Origin of the sequence: Pseudomonas sp. TSRC2-2, from assembly GCF_049897785.1 — a bacterium.
In the GTDB taxonomy this organism is placed as follows: Bacteria; Pseudomonadota; Gammaproteobacteria; order Pseudomonadales; family Pseudomonadaceae; genus Aquipseudomonas.
Window position 1 is genome coordinate 96,465 of the sequence record NZ_JAFCWZ010000013.1, and the last position, 24,279, is coordinate 120,743.

At 62.9% G+C, this 24,279-nt stretch carries 24 protein-coding genes; 19 read left to right on the plus strand and 5 right to left on the minus strand.

Annotated elements, in window-relative coordinates:
- Positions 1–180: 180 nt before the first annotated feature.
- The 4 genes from cobJ to cobG are packed head-to-tail and all read right to left on the minus strand — an operon-like array spanning position 181 to position 4,529.
- Positions 181–1,881: a precorrin-3B C(17)-methyltransferase gene (gene cobJ, locus ACP7D9_RS24460; RefSeq protein WP_426159851.1), complete on the minus strand. Its 1,701-nt coding sequence runs from the start codon at positions 1,879–1,881 to the stop codon at positions 181–183.
- Positions 1,881–2,615 carry a precorrin-2 C(20)-methyltransferase gene (locus ACP7D9_RS24465; protein WP_409519638.1) on the minus strand — a complete coding sequence of 245 codons (735 nt, stop codon included), beginning with the start codon at positions 2,613–2,615 and terminating at the stop codon, positions 1,881–1,883. The genes cobJ and ACP7D9_RS24465 overlap by 1 nt, the downstream gene beginning before the upstream one ends.
- Complete coding sequence (locus tag ACP7D9_RS24470; protein WP_076565519.1) at positions 2,612–3,238, minus strand: precorrin-8X methylmutase; 627 nt, start codon at positions 3,236–3,238, stop codon at positions 2,612–2,614. The genes ACP7D9_RS24465 and ACP7D9_RS24470 overlap by 4 nt, the downstream gene beginning before the upstream one ends.
- Positions 3,231–4,529, minus strand: coding sequence for a precorrin-3B synthase (cobG, locus tag ACP7D9_RS24475; protein WP_426159852.1), 1,299 nt, complete (start codon positions 4,527–4,529; stop codon positions 3,231–3,233). The genes ACP7D9_RS24470 and cobG overlap by 8 nt, the downstream gene beginning before the upstream one ends.
- Positions 4,530–4,661: 132 nt before the next feature.
- On the opposite strand from cobG, the gene cbiE reads away from it, so the two are divergent.
- From cbiE to ACP7D9_RS24515, 8 genes are all read left to right on the plus strand, one after another.
- A complete protein-coding gene (gene cbiE, locus ACP7D9_RS24480; RefSeq protein WP_426159853.1) occupies positions 4,662–5,873 on the plus strand; it encodes a precorrin-6y C5,15-methyltransferase (decarboxylating) subunit CbiE in 1,212 nt (403 codons plus the stop codon).
- A complete protein-coding gene (locus ACP7D9_RS24485; protein ID WP_426159854.1) occupies positions 5,866–6,963 on the plus strand; it encodes a cobalt-precorrin-5B (C(1))-methyltransferase in 1,098 nt (365 codons plus the stop codon). The genes cbiE and ACP7D9_RS24485 overlap by 8 nt, the downstream gene beginning before the upstream one ends.
- Entirely contained in the window at positions 6,960–7,688 is a 729-nt protein-coding gene (locus tag ACP7D9_RS24490) for a cobalt-precorrin-6A reductase (protein WP_426159855.1), read from the plus strand. The genes ACP7D9_RS24485 and ACP7D9_RS24490 overlap by 4 nt, the downstream gene beginning before the upstream one ends.
- A 261-nt stretch (positions 7,689–7,949) precedes the next feature.
- Positions 7,950–8,348, plus strand: a complete 399-nt coding sequence (locus ACP7D9_RS24495) for a DUF2946 domain-containing protein (protein ID WP_426159856.1) — start codon at positions 7,950–7,952, stop codon at positions 8,346–8,348.
- A gap of 47 nt (positions 8,349–8,395) precedes the next feature.
- A complete protein-coding gene (locus tag ACP7D9_RS24500; protein WP_426159857.1) occupies positions 8,396–8,875 on the plus strand; it encodes a copper chaperone PCu(A)C in 480 nt (159 codons plus the stop codon).
- 21 nt (positions 8,876–8,896) lie between these two features.
- The gene (locus ACP7D9_RS24505; RefSeq protein ID WP_426159858.1) at positions 8,897–9,343 is read left to right on the plus strand and encodes a DUF2946 domain-containing protein; all 447 of its coding nucleotides are present in this window, start codon (positions 8,897–8,899) and stop codon (positions 9,341–9,343) included.
- Positions 9,344–9,427: 84 nt separating this feature from the next.
- Positions 9,428–11,548 carry a TonB-dependent copper receptor gene (locus ACP7D9_RS24510; protein WP_426159859.1) on the plus strand — a complete coding sequence of 707 codons (2,121 nt, stop codon included), beginning with the start codon at positions 9,428–9,430 and terminating at the stop codon, positions 11,546–11,548.
- A gap of 125 nt (positions 11,549–11,673) precedes the next feature.
- Positions 11,674–13,047, plus strand: a complete 1,374-nt coding sequence (locus ACP7D9_RS24515; RefSeq protein WP_426159860.1) for a PepSY-associated TM helix domain-containing protein — start codon at positions 11,674–11,676, stop codon at positions 13,045–13,047.
- Between the two features lie 60 nt (positions 13,048–13,107).
- Here ACP7D9_RS24515 and ACP7D9_RS24520 read toward each other — a convergent pair whose 3' ends face one another.
- On the minus strand, positions 13,108–13,521 hold the full coding sequence (locus ACP7D9_RS24520; RefSeq protein ID WP_426159861.1) for a hypothetical protein: 414 nt from the start codon (positions 13,519–13,521) through the stop codon (positions 13,108–13,110).
- Positions 13,522–13,973: 452 nt separating this feature from the next.
- Here ACP7D9_RS24520 and urtA point away from each other — a divergent pair, with 452 nt between their 5' ends.
- The 11 genes from urtA to ureC all read left to right on the plus strand — a co-directional run bounded on the left by urtA (position 13,974) and on the right by ureC (position 24,256).
- Positions 13,974–15,239 (plus strand): urea ABC transporter substrate-binding protein, encoded by a 1,266-nt coding sequence (gene urtA / locus ACP7D9_RS24525; RefSeq protein WP_426159862.1) that lies wholly within the window; start codon positions 13,974–13,976, stop codon positions 15,237–15,239.
- Between the two features lie 163 nt (positions 15,240–15,402).
- Positions 15,403–16,905, plus strand: coding sequence for an urea ABC transporter permease subunit UrtB (gene urtB / locus ACP7D9_RS24530; RefSeq protein ID WP_426159863.1), 1,503 nt, complete (start codon positions 15,403–15,405; stop codon positions 16,903–16,905).
- Positions 16,905–17,984: an urea ABC transporter permease subunit UrtC gene (gene urtC, locus ACP7D9_RS24535; protein ID WP_426159864.1), complete on the plus strand. Its 1,080-nt coding sequence runs from the start codon at positions 16,905–16,907 to the stop codon at positions 17,982–17,984. The genes urtB and urtC overlap by 1 nt, the downstream gene beginning before the upstream one ends.
- Positions 17,981–18,850: an urea ABC transporter ATP-binding protein UrtD gene (gene urtD / locus ACP7D9_RS24540; protein ID WP_426159865.1), complete on the plus strand. Its 870-nt coding sequence runs from the start codon at positions 17,981–17,983 to the stop codon at positions 18,848–18,850. Before urtC ends, urtD begins: the two co-directional genes overlap by 4 nt.
- Positions 18,851–18,982: 132 nt before the next feature.
- Complete coding sequence (gene urtE, locus ACP7D9_RS24545) at positions 18,983–19,681, plus strand: urea ABC transporter ATP-binding subunit UrtE (RefSeq protein WP_426159866.1); 699 nt, start codon at positions 18,983–18,985, stop codon at positions 19,679–19,681.
- A 43-nt stretch (positions 19,682–19,724) separates the two neighbouring features.
- The gene (locus ACP7D9_RS24550; RefSeq protein ID WP_426159867.1) at positions 19,725–20,564 is read left to right on the plus strand and encodes an urease accessory protein UreD; all 840 of its coding nucleotides are present in this window, start codon (positions 19,725–19,727) and stop codon (positions 20,562–20,564) included.
- Between the two features lie 141 nt (positions 20,565–20,705).
- Positions 20,706–21,008 (plus strand): urease subunit gamma, encoded by a 303-nt coding sequence (ureA, locus tag ACP7D9_RS24555; RefSeq protein WP_042608931.1) that lies wholly within the window; start codon positions 20,706–20,708, stop codon positions 21,006–21,008.
- A gap of 9 nt (positions 21,009–21,017) precedes the next feature.
- On the plus strand, positions 21,018–21,551 hold the full coding sequence (locus tag ACP7D9_RS24560; protein ID WP_426159868.1) for a GNAT family N-acetyltransferase: 534 nt from the start codon (positions 21,018–21,020) through the stop codon (positions 21,549–21,551).
- Between the two features lie 5 nt (positions 21,552–21,556).
- Positions 21,557–22,093 carry a GNAT family N-acetyltransferase gene (locus ACP7D9_RS24565; protein WP_426159869.1) on the plus strand — a complete coding sequence of 179 codons (537 nt, stop codon included), beginning with the start codon at positions 21,557–21,559 and terminating at the stop codon, positions 22,091–22,093.
- Positions 22,090–22,398: an urease subunit beta gene (locus tag ACP7D9_RS24570; RefSeq protein ID WP_312997462.1), complete on the plus strand. Its 309-nt coding sequence runs from the start codon at positions 22,090–22,092 to the stop codon at positions 22,396–22,398. The genes ACP7D9_RS24565 and ACP7D9_RS24570 overlap by 4 nt, the downstream gene beginning before the upstream one ends.
- A gap of 157 nt (positions 22,399–22,555) precedes the next feature.
- Positions 22,556–24,256, plus strand: a complete 1,701-nt coding sequence (gene ureC, locus ACP7D9_RS24575) for an urease subunit alpha (protein ID WP_426159870.1) — start codon at positions 22,556–22,558, stop codon at positions 24,254–24,256.
- The last annotated feature ends 23 nt before the right edge of the window (positions 24,257–24,279 follow it).

Consider the following 24,279-nt stretch of genomic DNA (forward strand, 5'->3'; position numbering starts at 1 on the left):
TCACATCGCTCATGCGCACGATCCGGCAACATATAAGTTGCTGACAAATGATCCGTGAAACAGCCAAAGCGGCGTTCCTGACGCAAGCATCGGCCGGTGACAAAGGGGAAAATCCGAGAGCGAACTTTATCGGGATGTCACGCCGAGGCGAGTTGCTTACAACTTGCCTCGGCGTGCAAATCAGGAAAGCGGCTTTTCGCCGTACCAACGCGGTGTGTAAACCCACTCACCACCGCTGGTGCGAGGGAACGTGCAAGTGGTAGAGGAGCCGATCAGCACCATCGTGCGCATGTCGACCTGATCCGCAGTCAACCCGCCGAGGGTGGTCGTGCGCAACGACTGGCCCGGACGCCCGATGTCGCGCCCCAGCACGACCGGTGTTTGCGGCGCGCGGTGCTGCGCAACGATCTCCAGCGCCCTGCCCAACTGCCACGGACGCGCACGGGAGATCGGGTTGTAGAACGCCAGGGCCAGATCCGCCTCGGCGGCCAGATCCAGACGTTTCTCGATGATCGCCCATGGCTTGAGGTTGTCCGAAAGCGACATCACGCAGAAGTCGTGGCCCAGCGGCGCACCGGCCTGAGCGGCGGTGGCCAGCGAGGCGGAGACGCCGGGCAGGATTTGCAGATCGACGCTGTGCCACGCCGGATCGTCCGATTCGTGCAAGGCTTCCAGCACCGCAGCGGCCATGGCGAACACGCCCGGATCACCAGATGAGACCACGATCACCGAACGCCCCTCGGCGGCGAGCCGGAAGGCGTGCCGGGCGCGCTGCATTTCTTCGCGGTTGTCGGTGCAGTGCTGCACCTGATCGTCGCGAAACGGACCGGCCATGCGCACGTACGTTTCGTAACCGAGCACATCGGTGGCGCGCGCCAGTTCGGCTTTCACCGCGGGCACCATCAGTTCGGCGGCACCGGGGCCGAGGCCGATAACCGCGAGACGACCGCGTGGCCGGCCGATCTGCGCGACCTCCAGCGGTTGCTCGGCAATCGCCACCGCAAGATTTTCAACGCTGACCACGTTCGCGCCTGGCACTGCAGCGCGGACCAATGCCTGCAGATCGCTTTGCCCCGCCACGAAGCGCAATGGCACGCCCAATTCAAGCGCAGCCTGGCGCAAATTCGTCGAGGCCATATCAGTGTCGGCGGCCACAAGGCAGGCCAGTGCCGGTACGGCGACGTTGGCCGCCTGCAACGCATGGCGAACGACGTCTGGCAGATCAGTCACATCAGCGCTCACCGCCACCGCCACACTGCGCGGGTAAATCAGCAATTCATCAGCGCTGGCCATACGCTGCGCACTGCTCACATGAATCGAACGCACAGCCTGCGGATCCTGCGGCAACTGCGCCTGCTCAAGCCACGGCGCCGCGCCTTCGATGCGCACGCTGTGCCCGGCGAGCAGATCAGAGACGAAGCGCTTGCCCGATTCCAGATCCGCCAGTGCATAGCCGCTCGGTGGGTTGAGCAGGCAGGTGCCAAAGCGCAATTCGCCGCTGGTGGTGATTGCCGGCACGACTTGCAGCGCCGCCGCGATCTCCCGGGCCATGACGTTGACTCCGCCGAGGCCGCCCAGCAGCGGCACCACCGCGCTGCCGTCTTCGGCCACTGCGAGCACGGCCGGTTCGGCGCCTTTCTCCAGCAACAGCGGTGCCAGGGTGCGAATGACAATCCCGGCCGCGCACAGGGCAATGATCGGCGTGTCCTGTTGATACAGGGCGCGCAGGGTCGCGCCGAATTCCTGATACAGGCAGTCGGCGCCTTCGACGCGTCCGGCAAGGCCATGGATCTGCGCCGTCGGATAGACCTGCTGAATGCGCCGCGCCGTGGCCAGGCTACCCTGGCCGAGGATGACGATGGCGGGAGTCGAATGCGTCATCAACCTTGCCACCGTTCGCCCGGGACGATGATCAGCGAGAAGTACGGCGAGGACATCGGTTCGACCTGATCCATCGGCACGATCTTCTGATTGGCCATGGTCGCCCGTTCGACGTACAGCGCGCGTTCGGCGAGGCCGAGCTCTTCCAGCACCTGACGCACCTTGGGAAAGTTGCGTCCCAGTTTCATGATCACCGCCGCGTCGGCATCGGCCAGACGCCGTTTCAGTTCTTCGTGGGGAAGCACGCCGGAAAGTACCGACAGGCTCTGATTGCGATACACCAGCGGCGCGCCAAGCACCGAGGCGCCGCCAAGCATCGAGCACACGCCGGGCACGACTTCGGCCTCGTATCGGCTGGCGAGTCGGTCATGCAGATACATGTAGGAGCCGTAGAAGAACGGGTCACCTTCGCAGATCACCGCCACGTCGCGGCCGGCGTCCAGATGCTCGGCGACCGCCACAGCGGCTTCGTCGTAGAAATCACTGATGACCTGTTCATACGACAGCGGCGCCGGCAACGCCTCGGTGGTCACCGGATAGACCAGCGGCAGCAGTTTCTGCGCCTCGACCAGATGCGCCTCGATGATGCCAAACGCATTGCCCTTCTTGCCCTTGGCCACGAAGTACGCGACCACCGGCGATTCGCGCAGCAGGCGCAAGGCTTTGACGGTGATCAGTTCCGGATCACCGGGGCCGACACCGAGGCCGATCAGACGTCCCTGGGCGTGCATCATTCGATCTCCGTGGCGAGGGCATTGACGGCGGCGGCGGCCATGGCGCTGCCGCCCAGGCGGCCCTGCATGATCACGAACGGCACGCCACGGCTGTCGGCAGCCAGCGCCGCTTTCGATTCTGCGGCGCCAACGAAGCCGACCGGGAAACCGAGGATCAACGCCGGTTTCGGCGCGCCGGCGTCGAGCATTTCCAGCAGATAAAACAGTGCGGTCGGCGCATTGCCAATCACTACGACACTGCCTTCAAGGTGCGGGCGCCACAGCTCCAGCGCGGCGGCCGAGCGGGTGTTGCCCAGCTCGCGTGCAAGCTCCGGCACGCTGTCGTCGCGCAAAGTGCAGATCACTTGATTGTTGGCCGGCAGACGGGTGCGGGTTACGCCTTCGGAGACCATGCGCGCGTCGCAGAGAATCGGCGCGCCAGCGGCCAGTGCATCGCGCCCGGCCTTGCCCGCGCCTTCGGAGAATTGCAGACCGTCGACAGCCTCGACCATGCCGCAGGCGTGGATCACCCGCACGGCGAGTTTTTCCAGGTCGGCGGGAATGCGCGCCAGATTGGCCTCGCGGCGAATGATCGCGAAGGAGTTGCGATAGATCTCCTGACCGTCGCGGATGTAATCAAGCATCAAGGGGGCTCCGGGAGCGGGCGTCGAGCAAAGTCGCGGCCGCTTCAATAGTAAGGTTGCAGGCGTGCAGCGTGCCGAAACCGGGTTGTGCTGCATCGCGAAAATAGAGGTCGTAATGACCTTGGGCAACGGCCAGCAGCGTCGCTGGCGCGCAGTGAGCGGCGGCGCACGAGCGCGAGCAACCCGACAGGTGCACGCTCTGTCCTGCCGACAGCAGAGGTGCCAGTTGCCGGGCATCCTGCTTGGTATCAGCCAGGCCTTTGCCACAGCCATCGGAGCCGGTGCAGGCGATCAGGCGTGCCAGCGGTTCGGCTTGGCTGGTCAACAGGCCCAACGCTCGCAACTGCTCAAGCACTGGGTCGGTATCAACGGCGTTCACGTTCGGCAGCAGCAGGCTTTGCCACGGGGTGAAGCGCAGGCTGCTGTCGCCAAACTGGCGCGCCAGTTGCGCTGCGCCGCGCAGCATTGACGGAGCGAGTCGCCCGAGTGGCGGCACCGCGCCCACGTAGCAGCGACCCGTCGTGTTTTGCCGGTGGACGCCGATGTGCAGCGCCTCAGCCTCAGGCGAACGCTGCCAGTCGCTGATTGCTCTGACCGACACGCGCTCGCGCAACTGTTCGAGGAATGCGAGCCTCGGCAATTCTCCGAGCAGGTGGCGCATGCGCGTCTGCTCTGGCCGGGCCATGTCGAGGAACAATTGGAGCACCGCCACCACCAGCGCGTGAGCGTTTTGCACGGTCACGGCACCGAGCGGCCGATCCGTCGGGCAACCGGCCAGACCGAATGCCCAGAGGGTTTGGCCATCACGCTCGCACGCCGCCAGCCACAGATCATGTGGATGCTCCAGCATCGCCAGCGCTTCACCGCCATCGAGCTGCACGGCGAATTTGGCGCTCAGCTCATGGAAGCGCGAATGGCTTTGCAAGGTGTCGAGGATTTGCTCGGCGAGGCCGCGCGTGTCGATGCGCATCTGCCGGTCAATGCCGGCGGCCGGGCTGAGCATCAGATTGCGCACATCGTCGCCAGCAGCGTTTTTAGGCCCAAGGCCAGCGGTGAGCAAGCGCTCGATCAGCGCCGCCGATTGCACACCGATTCCACGAATCTGCAGATTGCCGCGATTGGTCGCTTCGATCGCGCCACTGGCGAACTGCTCGGCGGCAGCGGCCACTGCATCGGCCTGATCAGCACTGATCGAACCGCCAGCGAGCTTGATCCGACAGATACCGCCGTCCAGCGCCTGGACGATACGCAGCAACCCCGGGCAGGCCGAGGGGCGTAAGGCGGTGGACATCGGGCGTTCGTTCAAGGGGCTGACCGGTTGCGTGGCAGAAGCGCTTCGCGGGCGAAGGCGCGGTATTATGCCTGCTTTGTCCGGCGGCATGAAAAGTCTGCCCGTCGGAACGGCACGTTTAGAGGAATATAGATGTCACCCTGGCTGACGATCGTGGGAATTGGTGAGGACGGCTTCAAGGGCCTGGGCAAGAACGCCCGGCGTGCTCTGATGGGCGCTTCGCGGATCGTCGGCGGCCAGCGGCAACTGGATTTGCTACCGCCGTGCATCAACGGCGAGCGGCAATTGTGGCCGAGTCCGTTTTCTCTCGCGCCCGTGCTGGCGTCGCCGGGCGTGCCGGTCTGCGTGCTGGCCAGCGGCGATCCGATGTTCTATGGCGTCGGTGCCAGTCTGGCGCGTCAAGTGCCGAGCGCCGAGATGTCGATCATTCCCGCGCCTTCGTCGTGCGCACTGGCGGCGGCGCGCTTGGGCTGGCCGTTGCAGGAGGTGACGATTGTGTCGCTGGTGGCGCGGCCGCTGGCGGCGCTCAATGCGCACCTGTTCAGCGGCATGCGGTTATTGCTGCTGAGCAATGACCGCAGCAGCCCGGCAGCCGTTGCGCAACTGCTGCGCGAACGTGGTTTCGGCGCCAGTCGCATGACTGTTCTCGAGCATCTGGGTGGCGACGCCGAACGGCGTATCGCCGGCCGCGCCAGTGAATGGGACGACACTGCGGTTGCCGACCTTAATGTCATCGCTATCGAGTGCCTGGCCGAATCCGGCGTTACCGGTCTGTCGCGTCTGGCCGGGCTGCCCGACTCGGCGTTCCGCCACGACGGCCAACTGACCAAACGCGACGTACGCGCAATCACCCTCGCCCGCCTCGCGCCGACGCCCGGCGAACTGCTCTGGGACGTCGGCGCCGGCAGCGGTTCGATCGGTATCGAGTGGATGCGCGCCCATCCGAGTTGCCGCGCCATCGCGGTTGAGGCTGACGAGGGTCGTCAGCGATTGATCGAACACAACCGCGATGCGCTGGGCGTGCCTGGCCTGCAACTTATCCGTGGCAGGGCACCGCAAGCGCTCGATAGCCTCGAACGCCCGGACGCGATTTTCATCGGCGGTGGCGTGACCCGAGAAGGCGTGTTCGAAACCTGCTGGCAACAGCTCAAACCCGGTGGCCGTCTGGTCGCCAACGCGGTGACGCTGCAAAGCGAACTGACGCTGATGAACTGGCGCGAGCGCTACGGCGGCGAGCTGACGCGTATCCACGTCGCCCAGGCGCAGCCGCTCGGCGAGTTCGACACTTGGCGTCAGGCCTTGCCGATCACCCTGCTCGATCTGGTCAAACCCCTCGATGCGTGACGAAACCGCCGAACAACCCGCGCCCCTGCGCAGCGGCCTGACGACCGGCAGCTGCGCCACCGCCACCAGCCTCGCCGCCGCGCGCCTGTTGCTCAGCGGCACGTCGGCCGATGCGGTGCAGATTGTCTTGCCCAAAGGCAAACAGGTGCAGATGCGTCTGGAGTTCTGCCGACTGAATGCGCACGGCGCCGAAGCCGGCACGATCAAGGACGCCGGCGACGATCCCGACGTGACCCACGGCGCTCTGCTTTATTCGCAGGTGCGGCTGCTGGCAGAGCCGGGCGTGCACTTCATGGCCGGTGCCGGCGTCGGCACCGTGACCCGCCCTGGGCTGGTGCTGCCGGTGGGCGAACCGGCGATCAACCCGGTGCCGCGCCAAATGATCAGCGATCACCTGAGCCTGCTCGCCGCGGAGACCGGCTATGGCGGCGGGTTTGAGGTCACGGTGAATGTCGAACGCGGCGCAGAACTGGCGCTGAAAACCATGAATCCACGCTTGGGCATTCTTGGCGGTTTGTCGATCCTCGGCACCAGCGGCATCGTCCGACCGTTTTCCTGCGCGGCCTACATCGCTTCGATTCATCAGGGCATCGACGTGGCGAAAACCAACGGTTACCTGCACATCGCCGCGTGCACTGGCAACGCCAGCGAAGACACCATGCGCCGGGTCTACAACCTGCCGGAGATCGCCCTGATCGAAATGGGCGACTTCGTCGGTGCGGTGCTCAAGCATCTGCGCAAAGTACCTGTGGATAAACTCAGCCTGTGCGGCGGTTTCGGCAAGATCAGCAAACTCGCCGCCGGCCACATGGACCTGCATTCGCGGCATTCGAGCATCGACTTGCCGCAACTGGCCGACTGGGCGGCGGCGATCGGCGCAGACACCACGTTGCAGCAAGGCATTCGTGCGGCCAACACCAGTCAACAGGCGCTGGCCATGGCGGCTGCGGCAGGGATTGCGCTCGGTGACGAAGTTTGCCGGCATGCGCTGAGTTTTGCGCGCAGCGTGGTTCCGGCGCAGGTGCAGGTCGAGGTGTTTGCGATCGATCGTCAAGGCGGCATTGTCGGACATGCCGGAGGTTTTGCATGAAGCGGATTCTGCTGCTCGGTGGCGTGACTGAAGCGCTGGCGATCGCCCGCACGCTGGGGCCGCAACATATTTACAGCCTCGCCGGGGTTGGCCGGGTGCCGACAGATCTGACCTGTCAGGTACGCGTCGGTGGTTACGGTGGCGCTGAAGGTCTGGCGCAATTCATTCATGACCAAGGCATCGATCTGCTGCTCGACGCTACGCATCCGTATGCCGCGCAAATCAGCCGGAACGCCGCGACTGCCGCGCAACTGACCGGTATTCCCTGCTGGGCCTTGCGCCGCCCGGCGTGGCAGCCACAGCCCGGCGATGACTGGCGCGAAGTGGGCGACTGGGCCACGCTGATCAGCGCGCTCAAACCCTTCCGCCGGCCGCTGTTCACGCTTGGCCGCGAACCGCTGCAGCATCTGCATGAAATTCCTGAGAACCAGTTCTGGACCCTGCGCGCCCTCGACATCTATCCCGGCAACGCGCGCTGCGAAGTGATCGGCGCACGCGGCCCCTTTCTGCTCGTGGATGAACGAGCGCTGTTCGAGCGCCGGCACATCGACGTGCTGATCAGCAAGAACAGCGGCAGCTCCGCCACCGAGCCGAAGCTGGAAGTGGCGCGTGAGCGCGGCGTACCGGTGCTGGTGTTGCAGCGACCGGAGTTGCCGGGGGTTGATCGGGAGTTTGGCTCGGTGTCTGAAGTCCTCTCTGCCCTCTCGAACCTCAGCCCAACCTGAAGCCAGGAAAATTCAGGAATACCTTCGCGGGCAAGCCCGCTCCCACAGGGAGGCGGGGTGTAGCTGATATCTGTACGCAGCCACAAACCTGTGGGAGCGGGCTTGCCCGCGAAGGCGTCAGATCTGGCGCTGCAAATCCTGTTGGCTACACTCTTTCCAACTGCGCACTGCGACACCAAACCGCACAACGCTTTTTTACTTATTGGCCCTGATCAGGCTAAATAGCCCGCGCCTGATCGCCCACTCCAACGGATCTGTCCCATGAACCTACACCGGCTAGCATTTGCCTGGATCGCCTGCTTTGCAGTGCTGTTCAACATGCTCGCCATGCCGATGAGCGGGGCGATGGCGCAAGCGGCCAGTTCGCCGGCCGAGCAATTGCTCTGGAGCAGTTTTTGCACCGGCAGCGGCATGAAGATGGTGGCGATCGACATTGGCGCCAGCGATCAAAAGGCCCCGCAAAACGACAGCCATTCGAACATGCAGCATTGCTGGTGTTGCTCGGGCTCGGCGCCGCTGGTGGCGCTGCCGGGGCATTCGCCGCAGTTGTATTTCGCGCGCTTTGAGAGCAATCGCAGCGTCGCGCCCGCCTCACTGCAAACACCAACACCGCGCCAGCAATGGCCAAGTCTCAATCCCCGTGCCTCGCCTCTGGTCTGATTTGTTCGCGCAATAACCCGCGTTTCAAATCGTTCTGGAGAACTGCCATGTTGAACAAACTCATCGTCGTCGCTGCGCTGCTGCTGCCGGCGTGCTTTGCCCATGCCCACGAATACAAGGCCGGTACGCTGGAAATCGCCCATCCGTGGTCACAGGAGCTACCGCCGAATGCGCCGACCGTCGCCGCTTATTTCATCATTCACAACACCGGCAAGACCGACGATCGCCTGCTCAGCGTCGACTCGCCCATCGCCTCTGAAGCGCAGCTGCACGAGCACGTGATGCAGGGCGATCTGATGAAGATGCAGCAAGTGCCGAGCGTGGCGATTCCGGCGGGTGGCAACGTGACCTTCGCGCCGATGGCCTACCACGTCATGTTGCTCAATCCGAACGATCGGAGCCTGCTCAGCGATGGCAAACGCTTCCCGATGACCCTGCACTTCGAAAAGGCTGGCGACGTCACCGTCGAAGTCGCCGTGCAGAAAAAACCGCCGGAAACCACGCAGACGCACGCTCACGCTCAGTAAGCCATCCGGCAGACCTCGCCCATGCGCTCGCCGAGCAGCAGGCCCTCCCGGCAACGCAGTCAGACTGAACACCTGACCTGCGGCAGCTGGATCGCCCTGTTCGCCATGTTGATGATCTTCATCGGCCCACTGATCTCTCAGTCGATGCCGATGGATCAGCACGCCTCGACGTCGATGCCGATGAGCATGGACATGTCGATGGGCATGCCTGGCATGGATCACGGCAGCCATGACGCCAAGCCGTCCGCCGAACACTGCCCACCGCAATCCTCGCACCATGCGCTGTGGGAAAAGTGCGGTTATTGCAACCTGCTGTTCAATTGCCCGGCGCTGACCGGCAGCGGCGATTTCGTCGCCTTCAACATCCCGCCACCCAACACCTTCACCCCGCTCTCCCCGCGTTTGGGCCATGCCCGCCGTCCATTCTTCCCCGGGGCCCGCACCCGCGCCCCGCCCATCGCCACGTAAACAAGCACCTCTGATTGCACACGGTTGAGAAGACAGCTCCAGGCTGCCGGCCGTGGTGTTTACGACTGTTCGATGGAAATTGTCATGTCCAGGTTTACTGCTGTCCCCTGCGCGGAATCTGCCCGCGCGCACTTTGCCCCGAATGAATCGCGGATTCGTTGCAGGCACGCTATTGCCATCTTTTGCGGCGTACTGCTGACACCGCTGGCGCTGGCCGACGAGCACGCAGGCCAAGAAAATCAACTGAGCCCGACGGTAATCACTGCCGTCGCTCCAATTTCGCCGCTGACTATCGTCACCAATCCTAAAGACCCGCGCCAGCCAGTGCCGGCCAGTGACGGTGGCGATTATCTGAAGACCATTCCCGGCTTCGCGCTGGTGCGCAATGGCGGCACCAACGGCGATCCGGTGCTGCGTGGGATGTTCGGCTCGCGCCTGAATATCCTCACCAACGGCAGCATGATGCTCGGCGCCTGCCCCGGGCGGATGGATGCGCCGACCTCGTACATTTCCCCGCAAACCTACGATCAGCTCACGGTGATCAAAGGCCCGCAAACCGTGCTCTGGGGCCCGGGTGCATCGGCGGGCACGGTGCTGTTCGACCGCGAGCCGGAAAGCTTCGGCGAACTCGGCACGCGTGTTAACGCGAGCATTCTGGCCGGCTCCCACGGCCGCTTCGACAAGGTGGTCGACGCCGCTGCCGGCGGTCCGTCGGGTTACGTGCGGGTGATCGGCAACACCGCGCATTCCGACGATTATCGCGACGGCAACAATGACATCGTCGCCTCGCGCTACGACAAGTGGAACGGTGACATCGCGCTGGGCTGGACGCCGGACGCCGACACCCTGATCGAACTCACCGCCGGCAAGGGTGATGGCGAGGCGCGTTATGCCGGGCGCGGCATGGACGGCTCGCAGTTTCTGCGTGAAAGCCTTGGCCTGCGCCTGGAAAAATCCAATATCAGCGAGGTGCTGGAAAAACTCGAGGCGCAGGTCTACTACAACTACGCCGACCATGTGATGGACAACTACACCCTGCGCACGCCATCCGGCACCGGCATGATGGCGGGGCCAATGGCGTCGAATGTCGACCGCCGCACCCTCGGCGCGCGGATCAAGGCGACCTGGCGTTGGGCCGAGATCCAGCTGATCACCGGCCTCGACGCGCAAACCGATGAGCACCGCCAGCGCAGTGCGATGGGTGTCGATACTTACAAGGATCTGCCGTACAGCAAGGATGCCGATTTCCACAATTACGGCGTGTTCAGCGAAATGACCTGGTACGCCGCCGAGCGTGATCGCTTGATCACTGGCGCACGGGTGGATCGCGCCTCGGCCAGGGATTATCGGCAAACCACCGGGTCAGGGATGATGTCGCGGCCCAACCCGACCGCCGACGCCACCCGCGCCGACACATTGCCCAGCGGCTTCATCCGTTACGAGCATGACCTCGCCGACAGCCCGACCACGCTCTATGCAGGCCTCGGCCATGCGCAGCGCTTCCCGGATTACTGGGAACTGTTTTCGCCGAACGCCGGCCCGGCGGGTTCGGTCAACGCTTTCGATTCGATCAAGCCGGAAAAAACCACTCAGCTGGATTTCGGCGCGAATTACAAAAGCGCCGACCTCGAGGCCTGGGCTTCGGGCTATGTCGGCGTGGTGCGCGATTACATCCTCTTCGACTACACGCCAGCAATGATGGGCATGAACACCTCGCGCGCCGAGAACATCGACGCGCGGATCATGGGTGGCGAGTTCGGTGCGGCCTACAACCTCACCGACAACTGGAAAGCCGATGCGACCCTGGCGTACGCCTGGGGCAAGAACAGCAGCGACGGCAAGGCCCTGCCGCAAATGCCGCCGCTGGATGCGCGCTTTGGCGTGACCTACAGCCAGGACAACTGGAGCGCCGGCGCACTCTGGCGCGTAGTCGCCGCCCAACACCGTATCGACGCGAACAAGGGCAACGTGGTCGGCAAGGACTACGACCAGAGTTCGGGCTTCGGTGTGTTTTCGCTCAACGGCGCGTACCGGATCAACAAGCACTGGAAGGTCAGCAGCGGCGTCGACAACCTGTTTGGCAAAGCCTACGCCGAGCACTTGAACCTGGCCGGCAACGCCGGGTTCGGTTACCCGGCCAGTGACCCACAGGCAATTAATGAACCGGGGCGCACGCTCTGGACCAAAGTGGATATGAGTTTCTGACAAGAAAAGTCAAAAGATCGCAGGCTGCGCCAGCTCCTACATGGGATTGCGTACGACCTGGAGGCGCTGGCGAAGGCTGCGATCTTTTGATCTTGAAAAATGATTCGCTCAGCGGAGCACACGTGATGCAAAAGACTCAACCGAATTTCTACAACCTGGCCTGGCGTTGGCATTTTTACGCGGGCCTGTTCGTCGCCCCGTTCATGGTGATGCTGGCCCTGACCGGGATCATCTATCTGTTCAAACCGCAGCTCGATGCGCTGATGTACAGCAGCCTGCTTGAGGTACCTGCCGGCCATCACACGGTGCCGGCCGATGACCTGCTGCAACGGGTGAAAACCGCGTACCCGCAAGGCCAGGTCACCCAGTACCTGCCGCCGGTGAATGCCGAGCGCAGCGCACAATTCGTGGTAAAAAACGCTGGCCACGAACTCAACGTGTTCGTCGATCCGTACCACGGCGACATCCTCGGCGAGCAGGATGCCAAGCAGAATCTGCAAGCCATCGCCCGCGCCATTCACGGCGAATTGATGATCGGCACCGTCGGCGATCGGCTGATCGAAATGGCTGCTGGCTGGGGCGTGGTGCTGGTGGTGTCAGGGTTGTTCCTGTGGTGGCCGCGCGGTCAGGCTGCAGGCATTTTGTGGCCGCGGCTGAATGCGCGCGGCCGTGTGCTGTGGCGTGATCTGCATGCGGTCACCGGCTTCTGGGGCGCGACGTTGCTGCTGGTGATGCTGCTGAGCGGGATGACCTGGACCGGTTTCTGGGGCAAACAATACGCGGCGGTATGGAACGTGTTCCCAGCCGCGATGTGGAACAACGTGCCGACTTCCGACGTTGAAGCGCGCAGCCTCAACAGCGCCACCCGCCAGACCGTGCCATGGGCGATGGAAAACACGCCGATGCCAATGTCCGGCGACCACGCCGAACACATGGCCCACGGCAACGCCCACGCTGGCCCCGCTGCACCCGCCATCAGCCTGCAGGATGTGCAGAACATCGCCAGCGAGCGGCAAGTCGAACCGGGCTACAGCATAACCCTGCCGACCACCGCCACCGGCGTGTTCACCATCGCCGTGTCCGCCGACGACCCGCGCAACGACGCCACCCTGCACGTCGATCAGTACACTGGCAAAGTCCTCGCCGATGTGCGCTTCGAACACTACGGCGGCGTCGCACGCGCCACGGAAATCGGCGTGATGCTGCACGAAGGCAAGATGTTCGGCACCTTCAACCAGATCGTCGTGCTGCTGATCTGCCTGATGATCCTGCTCAGCGCCGTCAGTGGCGTGGTGATCTGGTGGAAGCGTCGGCCCGAAGGCAAATTCGGCGTACCGCCGCTGCGCCATGACCTGCCGAAGTGGAAAACCGGCGTGGCGATCATGCTGGTGCTGGCAGTGATATTCCCACTGGTGGGTGCATCGCTGGTAGTGGTGTGGTTGCTTGATCGGTTCGTGCTGCCGAGAGTCGCCCGTAACACCGCAGAGCTACCTCGCTGAGGGGATTGGCGCGGGCGGCTTCAATCGCCCGCGCCAGTTGTTTTGCTGGATTACAAATCGTCACGCCACTTGACCGTAGCCGGGCTCGGAGATTGCTGGCGGCGGGTTCGCCATGCGCTGCCCATTCGTCCCGACTGGCGCCAGTAGTAACCTGCGATCAAGACTCTGAATTCCCGCGCTCGACCACGGAGGGATGCGATTGTTTTTTGGCATCCAGTGGAAACAACTGTTTGGCATCCCATGCCGCCAGACCGGTCGGGCGTGAATGGGTCGCGACAGGTCCGGATAGAGTTTGCGAAAGACATCGTGACGAGGCGGATGGTTATGAATGTTCGCAGCGAACGTGTAGCCCTTGGGCGGCAACAGCGATCCCGACGCGTCGAGCTCGACAAGGGTGCTCAGGTCGAAACTGCTGACGCCGCCCGGCACGGGCGCGGTCGCGGCGAACTTTCCGTCCGGGCGTAGCAGAATCACACTGCCATGCTCCCTGTCCGAGCCGAGCGGGATCCGGCTGTGAACCCAATAAGCGGCGTCCTCTTAGGTGAGAAAAGCGGTACTGAGGGTTGGAAGTCGTTTTTTAGCGGGACTCGCCGCACGGCCAGACCGGCCTGACACATCACTCATAAAATATCCTGTTGGAAAATCGGGATAACGATCGAATGAGTCTGTGCCCGCAATACCTGCGAATGGCGGTACATGAATATCGTTTCCGTGTCCGCATCCGGACGCCCACCACGCCCCAATCTGGCGCACCTCGGCGCACCATCGCCCGCAACCCGTCCCCTCGTGGTGCACGCGTTCAGCCGGCGACCGCTCTGACACGACATTTTCCTGCCTGATCGCGACCGGGCACAGCCCTTGCAAAACACCTTCAGTCGTCCGCATCTGCCAATCAAAAAAAATCGAATGTTCATGGAGATCGCACAATGAAGCGTCGCAGTTTGATCAAGGCTTTCACACTCACGGCATCCATCGCCGCGATGGGCATGACCTGGACTGTCCAGGCGGCCGAGACCATCAAGGTCGGGATTCTGCATTCATTGTCCGGGACCATGGCGATCTCCGAAACGTCGCTCAAGGACATGGCCCTGATGACCATCGACGAGATCAACGCCAAGGGCGGTGTGAACGGCAAGATGCTCGAGCCGGTGGTGGTCGACCCGGCGTCGAACTGGCCGCTGTTCGCCGAGAAGGGTCGGCAGTTGCTGACTCAGGACAAGGTCGCCGTGGTGTTCGGCTGCTGGACGTCGGTGTCGCGTAAATCGGTGCTGCCGGTGTTCGAAGAACTCAATGGCCTGCTGTTCTACCCGGTGCAATACGAAGGCGAAGAGATGTCGCCGAACGTCTTCTACACCGGCGCAGCGCCGAACCAGCAGGCGATTCCGGCGGTGGAATATCTGATGAGCGAAGAAGGCGGCAGCGCCAAGCGCTACTTCCTGCTCGGTACCGACTACGTCTACCCGCGCACCACCAACAAGATCCTGCGCGCGTTCCTGCATTCCAAAGGTGTGGCCGACAAGGACATCGAAGAGGTCTACACGCCGTTCGGTCACAGCGACTATCAAACCATCGTCGCCAACATCAAAAAATTCTCCGCCGGCGGCAAGACTGCGGTCATTTCGACCGTCAACGGCGACTCCAACGTGCCGTTCTATAAAGAGCTGGCCAACCAGGGTCTGAAGGCCACCGACGTGCCGGTTGTAGCGTTCTCGGTCGGTGAAGAAGAGCTGCGCGGCATCGACACCAAGCCGCTGGTGGGCAACCTTGCGGCGTGGAACTATTTCGAGTCGGTTGAAAACCCTGCGAACAAGAAATTTGTCGCTGACTGGAAAGCCTACGCGAAGAAACACAACCTGCCGGGCGCCGATAAAGCGGTGACCAACGACCCGATGGAAGCGACCTACGTCGGCATTCACATCTGGGCGCAGGCGGCCGAGAAAGCCAAATCCACTGACGTCGACAAGGTCCGCGAAGCGCTGGCCGGGCAGACCTTCGCCGCGCCATCGGGCTATACCTTGACCATGGACAAGACCAACCATCACCTGCACAAGCCAGTGATGATTGGCGAAATCCAGAGCGACGGGCAGTTCAACGTCGTGTGGCAAACCGAAGGCCCGATCCGCGCACAACCGTGGAGCCCGTTCATTCAGGGCAACGACAAGAAGCCCGATTATGCGGTGAAGAGCAACTGAGTAACCGGATGTCAGTCTTGCGCCTGGCGTGAGGCCGACACTATCCCCCTGTGGGAGCGGGCTTGCTCGCGAAAGCGGACTCACATTCGACATGTCAGTCGACTGACACATTGCTTTCGCGAGCAAGCTCGCTCCCACAATGTCCGCGTCAAGGCGACTGACCATGCCCACTGCCCTTTACCGATTTATCTGCGCCATCGCACTGTTGCTGCCAATCCTGGCCCACGCCGGCGACGCCGAAGACTTCGTCGCGGCCAATGCGATGCAACAGGCCAAACTGCTGGAAGCCTGGGCCGCGCAGCCGGATCCGGCGCGTATCGAACTGCTCAACGCCCTGCAACAAGGCGCGCTGAGCATCGACGGCCAGGCCAAGACCCTGCGCCTGAACAATCGCCTGCGGGGTCTGATCGACACCGCGATGGCCAGCCATCAATTGCTCGCCGCTGACGCCAAAATCCGTCTGAGCGCCGCGCAGCAATTGCAGAAAAGCGCGAAACCCGCGCAGCTGAAATTCCTCGACCAGCAACTCGCTGGCGAGAAAGATGAAACCGTCCACGCCGCCCTGAGCCTGGCGCTGGCCAATCTGCAACTGGTCGACGCCGATCCGGCCGTGCGTCTTGCCGCCGTGCGCCTGCTCGGCGAAACCGGCGATCCGCTGGCGCGCACACGTCTGGAAGGCCTGCTCGAACCGGGAGTAGAAAGCGATGCCGGCGTGCGCACCGCCGCTGAAACCAGCCTCGCTCAGGTCAAACGCAAACTGCTGATCGGCGAAGTCCTCGGCCAGGCCTTCAGCGGCATGTCCCTCGGCTCGATTCTGCTGCTCGCGGCGCTCGGTCTGGCGATCACCTTCGGCTTGCTCGGGGTGATCAACATGGCGCACGGCGAGATGCTGATGCTCGGTGCCTACTCGACCTACGTGGTGCAGTTGATGTTCCAGCGTTACGCACCGCAAGCGATCGAATTCTATCCGCTGATTGCGCTGCCGGTGGCGTTTTTCGTCACGGCGGCGATCGGCATGGCCCTGGAGCGCACGGTGATTCGTCACCTCTACGGCCGCCCGCTGGAAACCCTGCTCGCGACCTGGGGCATCAGCCTGATGCTCATCCAACTGGTGCGTCTGGTGTTCGGTGCGCAGAACGTTGAAGTGGCCAACCCGGCCTGGCTGTCGGGCGGCATTCAAGTGCTGCCGAACCTGGTGCTGCCGTACAACCGCATCGTGATCATCGCGTTCGCACTGTTCGTGGTGGTGCTGACCTGGCTGCTGCTGAACAAGACACGCCTGGGCCTGAACGTGCGCGCCGTCACCCAGAACCGCAACATGGCCGCTTGCTGCGGCGTGCCGACCGGGCGCGTCGACATGCTCGCCTTCGGTCTCGGCTCCGGCATTGCCGGCCTCGGTGGTGTGGCGCTGAGCCAGATCGGCAACGTCGGTCCCGACCTCGGCCAGAGCTACATCATCGACTCGTTTCTGGTGGTGGTGCTCGGCGGCGTCGGGCAGCTCGCCGGTAGCGTGCTCGCGGCGTTTGGCTTAGGCATCGCCAACAAGATTCTCGAACCGCAGATCGGTGCGGTGCTCGGCAAGATCCTCATCCTCGCGCTGATCATTCTGTTCATTCAGAAACGTCCGCAAGGCCTCTTCGCACTGAAAGGACGGGTGATCGACTGATGAACCAGCCTCTGTTAGTCACGGCCACACAAAAGGCCGGGCCAAAAGCCACGCTCGCGGTCGGCGCGGTGGTTCTCGCCCTGCTGGTCGCCCTGCCACTGCTGTCGTTGTTGCCGGCGGAAAATGCACTGTCGGTCTCGGCGTACACCCTGACGCTGGTCGGCAAAATCCTCTGCTACGCCATCGTCGCCCTGGCGCTGGATCTGGTCTGGGGTTACGCCGGGTTGCTGTCGCTGGGCCACGGTCTGTTCTTTGCCATCGGCGGTTATGCGATGGGCATGTACCTGATGCGTCAGGCTGCGGGCGATGGCTTGCCGGCATTCATGACCTTCCTGTCGTGGAGCGAATTGCCGTGGTACTGGACCGGCACCAGCAGCTTCCTCTGGGCCATGTGTCTGGTGGTGCTGGCACCGGGTCTGCTGGCGCTGGTGTTCGGTTTCTTCGCCTTCCGCTCGCGGATCAAGGGTGTGTATTTCTCGATCATGACCCAGGCCCTGACCTTCGCCGGCATGCTGTTGTTCTTCCGCAACGAGACCGGGTTTGGCGGCAACAATGGCTTCACCAATTTCCGCACGATTCTCGGCTTCGGCATCACCGAACCGGGCACTCGTGCGGTGCTGTTTCTGGCCACCGTGTTGCTGCTGGTGGCGAGTCTGTTCATCGGCTGGCGTCTGGCGCAAAGCAAGTTCGGCCGTGTGCTGACAGCGCTGCGCGATGCGGAAAACCGTTTGATGTTCTGCGGCTACGACCCGCGCGGTTTCAAGCTGTTCGTCTGGGTGTTGAGCGCGGTGTTGTGCGGTCTGGCCGGTGCGCTCTATGTGCCGCAGGTGGGCATCATCAACCCCAGCGAGATGTCGCCGACCAACTCCATCGAAGCGGCAGTATGGGTGGCCCTCGGCGGGCGTGGCACGCTGATCGGGCCGCTGCTCGGCGCCGGCGTGGTCAACGGCATGAAGAGCTGGTTCACCGTGGCCTTCCCCGAATACTGGCTGTTCTTCCTCGGCGCGCTGTTCATCGTCGTGACGCTGTACTTGCCCAAAGGCGTGATCGGTGTGCTGAAAAAACGAGGTGAACAATGAGAGTCACAGCGAGTGCTGAATTCATGCTGGAACCTGCGTTTTTCCCCGTGGAACCGAACAAGGACGAAGGCACCAGCCGCGACTCGATCGGCCTCGGCCAGCGCGTCGGCCCGGGGCTCGATACGCGTCACGGCACGATCCTGACCCTGGAAGACATCAGCGTCAGCTTCGACGGCTTCCGTGCGCTGAACAATCTCAACCTGTACATCGGCGTCGGCGAACTGCGCTGCATCATCGGCCCCAACGGCGCGGGCAAAACCACGTTGATGGACGTGATTACCGGCAAGACCCGGCCGAGCCACGGCAAGGCGTGGTTCGGTGAAACGCTGGATTTGACGCAGATGAGCGAAGTGCAGATCGCCCAGGCCGGGATCGGTCGCAAGTTTCAGAAACCGACGGTGTTCGAAGCCTTGAGTGTGTTCGAGAACCTGGAGCTGGCGCAGAAAACCGACAAGTCGGTGTGGGCCAGCTTGCGTGCGCGCTTGAGCGGCGAGCAGAAGGATCGCATCAGCGCAGTGCTGGAGACGATTCGCCTGACCCCCTCGGTCAATCGCCAGGCAGGCCTGTTGTCCCACGGCCAGAAGCAGTTCCTGGAGATCGGCATGTTGCTGATGCAGGACCCGCAACTGCTCTTGCTCGACGAACCGGTGGCGGGCATGACCGACGCCGAAACCGAATTCACGGCCGAGCTGTTCAAGTCGCTGGCGGGCAAGCATTCGCTGATGGTAGTCGAGCACGACATGGGCTTCGTCGGCTCGATTGCCGACCATGTCACCGTGTTGCATCAGGGCAGCGTTTTGGCCGAGGGCTCGCTGGAACAGGTGCAGGAAAACGAGCGGGTGATCGAGGTCTACCTCGGCCGCTGAATTGCAAACACATTTCGAATGTGGGAGCGGGCTTGCTCGCGAATGCGCAGTGTCATTCAACGTTGATGGCGACTGATCCAACGCATTCGCGAGCAAGCCCGCTCCCACAGGGAGATTTGGGGAGAGTTGAACATGCTGCGAGTCGACAAACTGCATCAGTACTACGGCGGTAGCCACATCCTGCGCGGCCTGAGCTTTGACGTGAAGGTCGGCGAAGTGACCTGCCTGCTCGGCCGTAACGGCGTGGGCAAGACCACCCTGCTCAAATGCCTGATGGGCCTGCTGCCGGCCAAGGAAGGTGCGGTGAACTGGGAAGGCAAACCGATCACCACGTTCAAACCGCATCAGCGTGTGCATGCCGGTATCGCCTACGTGCCGCAGGGCCGTGAGATCTTCGGGCGCCTGACGGTAGAAGAAAATCTGCTGATGGGCCTGTCACGCTTTCCAGGCTCAGAAGCCAAAGAAGTTCCAGGTTTCATCTACGAACTGTTCCCGGTGCTGCTACAAATGAAGCAGCGCCGTGGCGGCGATCTGTCCGGTGGTCAGCAACAGCAACTGGCGATCGGCCGCGCATTGGCCAGCCGCCCGCGCCTGCTGATTCTTGATGAGCCGACCGAAGGCATTCAACCGTCGGTGATCAAGGAAATCGGCGCGGTGATCAAGCAGCTCGCGGCGCGCGGTGACATGGCGATTCTGCTGGTCGAGCAGTTCTACGATTTCGCCGCCGAACTGGCCGATCAATACCTGGTGATGTCGCGGGGCGAGATCGTCCAGCAGGGTCGCGGTGAAAATATGGAGGCCGAGGGTGTACGCGGGCTGGTCACGATCTAACGCGCCGGTCTAATCTGTAGCTTCCTAACGATAATCACACACCATGAATTCACTTGCCTCACCTGCCCTGTTTACCCCGAGCTGGCACGCCGAGCTGGAGCTGGCCTACGCGCGCTTCGGTGATTGCACACGGCCGACCCTGCGCCGGCACCTCGGCCCATTGCGCGTGCAAAAGCACCTGTACGCCGAAGGCCCGGAAGTCTGCCAGCACATCATCGTCCATCCGCCGGGCGGGATTGCCGGCGGTGATCGCCTAGACATCAGCGCCCGCGTCGAAGCCAACGCCTGGGCGCAGATCACCAGCCCCGGCGCCGCCAAGTGGTATCGCGCCGGCGGCCCGGCTTATCAGCAACTCGATCTGCAGGTAGCCGCCGGGGCGACGCTGGAATGGCTGCCGCAGGAAACCATCGTCTACAGCGCCGCGCAGGCTGAACTGAGCACAACCATTGACCTTGAAGGCGATGCGCGGCTGCTCTACTGGGATGTCGTGGCGCTGGGAAGGCCCGCCAGTGGCGAGCGTTTCGACCTTGGGCATTTTCAGGCGCACCTGGATATCCGCCGCGACGGCCGCTTGCTCTGGCATGAGCGCCAGCGCATCGTCGGCAACGATGGTTTGCTCGACTCGCCCATCGGACTGGATGGCAATCCGGTGTTTGCGACGCTGTTGGTCACCGGTGAAATTGATGCCGCGCTGCTGGAGCAATGCCGCTCGCTGGGCCACGCAGTACGTGGGGATCTGACGCAGTTGCCGGGGTTGCTGGTGGCTCGGTGTCTGGCCAGTGAGGCGTTGCTCGCCCGTGCCTGGCTGATTGATTTATGGCGATTGCTGCGCCCGGTGCTGCTGGACCGCGAAGCCCAGCCACCCCGAATCTGGAACACCTGAAATGCTATCCCCTGTAGGAGCTGCCGCAGGCTGCGATCTTTTGATTTTGTTTTTAAAGATCAAGATCAAAAGATCGCAGCCTGCGACAGCTCCTACAGGGTGTACGACATCATTTTTAACTGCCGATACTGGATTCCCACAATGGACCTGACCCCCCGCGAAAAAGACAAGCTGCTGATCTTCACCGCCGGCCTCGTCGCCGAGCGGCGGCTGGCCCGTGGCGTGAAACTCAACTACCCGGAAGCCATGGCCTACATTTCCGCCGCGCTGCTCGAAGGCGCGCGTGACGGCCAGACCGTCGCCGAGCTGATGCACTACGGCACCACCCTGCTCAGCCGCGAACAAGTGATGGAAGGCATCGCGGAGATGATCCCGGAAATTCAGGTCGAGGCGACGTTCCCCGACGGCACCAAACTGGTCACCGTTCACCAGCCGATCGTCTGAGGCCGCGCCATGACTTACGCGATTCGCGATGCAACCCCGGCCGATCTGCCGGCGATCCGCGACATTTACAACGATGCCGTGCTCAACACCACGGCGATCTGGAACGAGCAAGCCGTCGACCTCGGCAACCGCGAAGCGTGGTTCGACGCGCGGCAGTTGCAGGCCTATCCGATTCTGGTGATCGTCGACAGCCAGAACGCGGTGCTGGGTTACGCCTCGTTTGGCGACTGGCGGCCGTTCGACGGCTTCCGTCACACCGTCGAACACTCGGTGTACGTGCGCAGCGATCAGCGCGGCAACGGGCTCGGCCCGCAACTGATGAGCGCGTTGATCGACCGCGCCCGCACCTGCGGCAAGCACGTCATGGTCGCCGCCATCGAAAGCGGCAACGCCGCCTCGATTCGTCTGCACCAGCGCGCCGGTTTCAGCATCACCGGGCAGATGCCGCAAGTGGGCACCAAGTTCGGCCGTTGGCTCGATCTGACCTTCATGCAGTTGACCCTCAATCCTGGCGCGCAGCCGCCGGACGCCCACAAGGAATGATGTCGATGAACGCCGCCCAATTGCGCCGTGTCAACGCTGAGAGTTTTGCCCACTATCGTCAGGGCCTGATTGATCTGCTGCTCGACGCCGTCGGCTACGGCGCCAGCGTCGGCTTCATGGCTGACCTCGATGCGGCGCAGGCACGCATTTATTTCGACGAGGTACAGAACAACGTCAACCAGGGCAGCACGCTGCTCTGGGTGGTGGTCAAGGACGAGCAAGTGCTGGCCAGTGTGCAATTGGGCCTGTGCCAAAAAGCCAACGGTCTGAACCGCGCCGAAGTGCAGAAACTGCTGGTGCGCGAACACGCCCGGCGCCGTGGCCTCGGCCAGCAACTGATGCAGGCGCTGGAGCTGGAGGCACCGAAACACAAGCGCGGCATGCTCTATCTCGACACCGAGGCCGGCTCGCCGGCGGAAGATTTCTACAAGGCGCTGGGCTACGTGCGCGCCGGCGAAATTCCCGATTACGCCTGCGACCCGAACGGCATCTACCGCCCGACCGCTCTCTATTACAAAGTCCTGCAAGGAGCCCAGCGATGATTCCTGGCCAATACCGGATCCAGCCCGGCGACATCGAACTCAACGTCGGCCGTCGCACCGTGAACCTGAAGGTCGCCAACAGCGGCGACCGGCCGATCCAGGTCGGTTCGCACTTCCATTTTTTCGAAACCAACGACGCGCTGACTTTTGATCGCGCGGCCAGTCGCGGCATGCGTCTGAACATTCCCGCCGGCACCGCTGTGCGCTTCGAGCCGGGCCAGAGCCGCGAAGTCGAGCTGGTCGATTACGCCGGGCATCGCCGGGTGTTCGGCTTTGCCGGACGCATCATGGGTGATCTCGACTGATCCGGGGCGCCCCAAAAAATCGCAGCCTTCGGCAGCTCCTGCAAATGTCACCCGGTCTCGAACCGATCACTGACTGTAGGAGCTGACGAGCGCAGCGAGGCTGCGATAGCGAGTAATGCGAGCGATTTCAAAACCAATTGAATCTCAAGGCGAATGAATGAAGATTTCCCGTCAAGCCTACGCCGACATGTTCGGCCCCACCGTCGGCGACAAGGTGCGCCTGGCCGACACCGAGCTGTGGATCGAGGTCGAAAAGGACTTCACCACCTACGGCGAGGAAGTGAAATTCGGCGGTGGCAAAGTCATCCGTGACGGCCAGGGCCAGAGCCAGTTGCTCGCCGCTGAAGTGGTCGACACGCTGATCACCAACGCGCTGATCATCGACCACTGGGGCATCGTCAAAGCCGACGTCGGCCTCAAGGACGGGCGCATCGCCGCGATCGGCAAGGCCGGTAATCCCGACGTGCAGCCGAACGTGACCATCGCCATCGGCGCCGGCACCGAAGTGATTGCCGGCGAAGGCATGATTCTCACCGCTGGCGGCATCGACACGCATATCCACTTCATCTGCCCGCAGCAGATCGAAGAAGCGTTGATGAGCGGCATCACCACCATGATCGGCGGCGGCACGGGACCGGCCACCGGCACCAACGCCACCACTTGCACTTCAGGCCCGTGGCACCTGGCGCGCATGCTGCAGGCCGCCGACGCCTTCCCGATGAACATCGGCCTCACCGGCAAAGGCAACGCCAGCCTGCCGGAACCGTTGATCGAACAGGTCAAGGCCGGCGCCATCGGTCTGAAGTTGCACGAAGATTGGGGCACCACCCCGGCCAGCATCGACAACTGCCTGAACGTTGCCGACCAGTTCGACGTGCAGGTGGCGATCCACACCGACACCCTCAACGAATCCGGATTCGTCGAAACCACGCTCGGCGCGTTCAAGGGCCGCACCATTCACACCTATCACACTGAAGGTGCCGGCGGCGGCCACGCGCCCGATATCATCAAGGCCTGCGGCTTTCCGAATGTTCTGCCGAGTTCGACCAACCCGACCCGGCCGTTCACCCGCAACACCATCGACGAACACCTCGACATGCTGATGGTCTGCCACCATCTCGACCCAAGCATTGCTGAAGATGTCGCCTTCGCCGAAAGCCGCATTCGCCGGGAAACGATTGCCGCCGAAGACATTCTTCATGACCTCGGTGCGTTCTCGATGATCAGCTCCGACAGCCAGGCCATGGGGCGCGTCGGCGAAGTCATCACGCGCACCTGGCAGACCGCCGACAAAATGAAAAAGCAGCGCGGCCCGCTGCCACAGGACGGCGCAGGCAACGACAACTTCCGCGCCAAACGCTACATCGCCAAGTACACCATCAACCCCGCGATCACCCATGGCATCAGCCATGAAGTCGGCTCGGTCGAAGTCGGCAAATGGGCCGATCTGGTGCTGTGGCGTCCGGCGTTTTTTGGCGTGAAGCCGACGCTGATTCTCAAGGGTGGGGCGATTGCCGCGAGCCTGATGGGTGACGCCAACGCCTCGATTCCCACCCCGCAGCCAGTGCATTACCGTCCGATGTTCGCCAGTTACGGCGGCTCGCTGCCTGCCACCAGCCTGACCTTTATCAGTCAGGCGGCGCAGGAGGCCGGGTTGGCGGAAGCGCTGGGATTGAAGAAGAAGATCGCCGTGGTCAAAGGCTGCCGTGACGTGCAGAAAACCGACCTGATCCACAACGATTATCTGCCGAACATCGACGTCGACCCGCAGACCTATCAGGTCAAGGCCGACGGTGTATTGCTGTGGTGCGAGCCGGCGGAAACCCTGCCGATGGCGCAGCGCTACTTTCTCTTCTGACGGCTGGTGCGCTGCCGGCTACA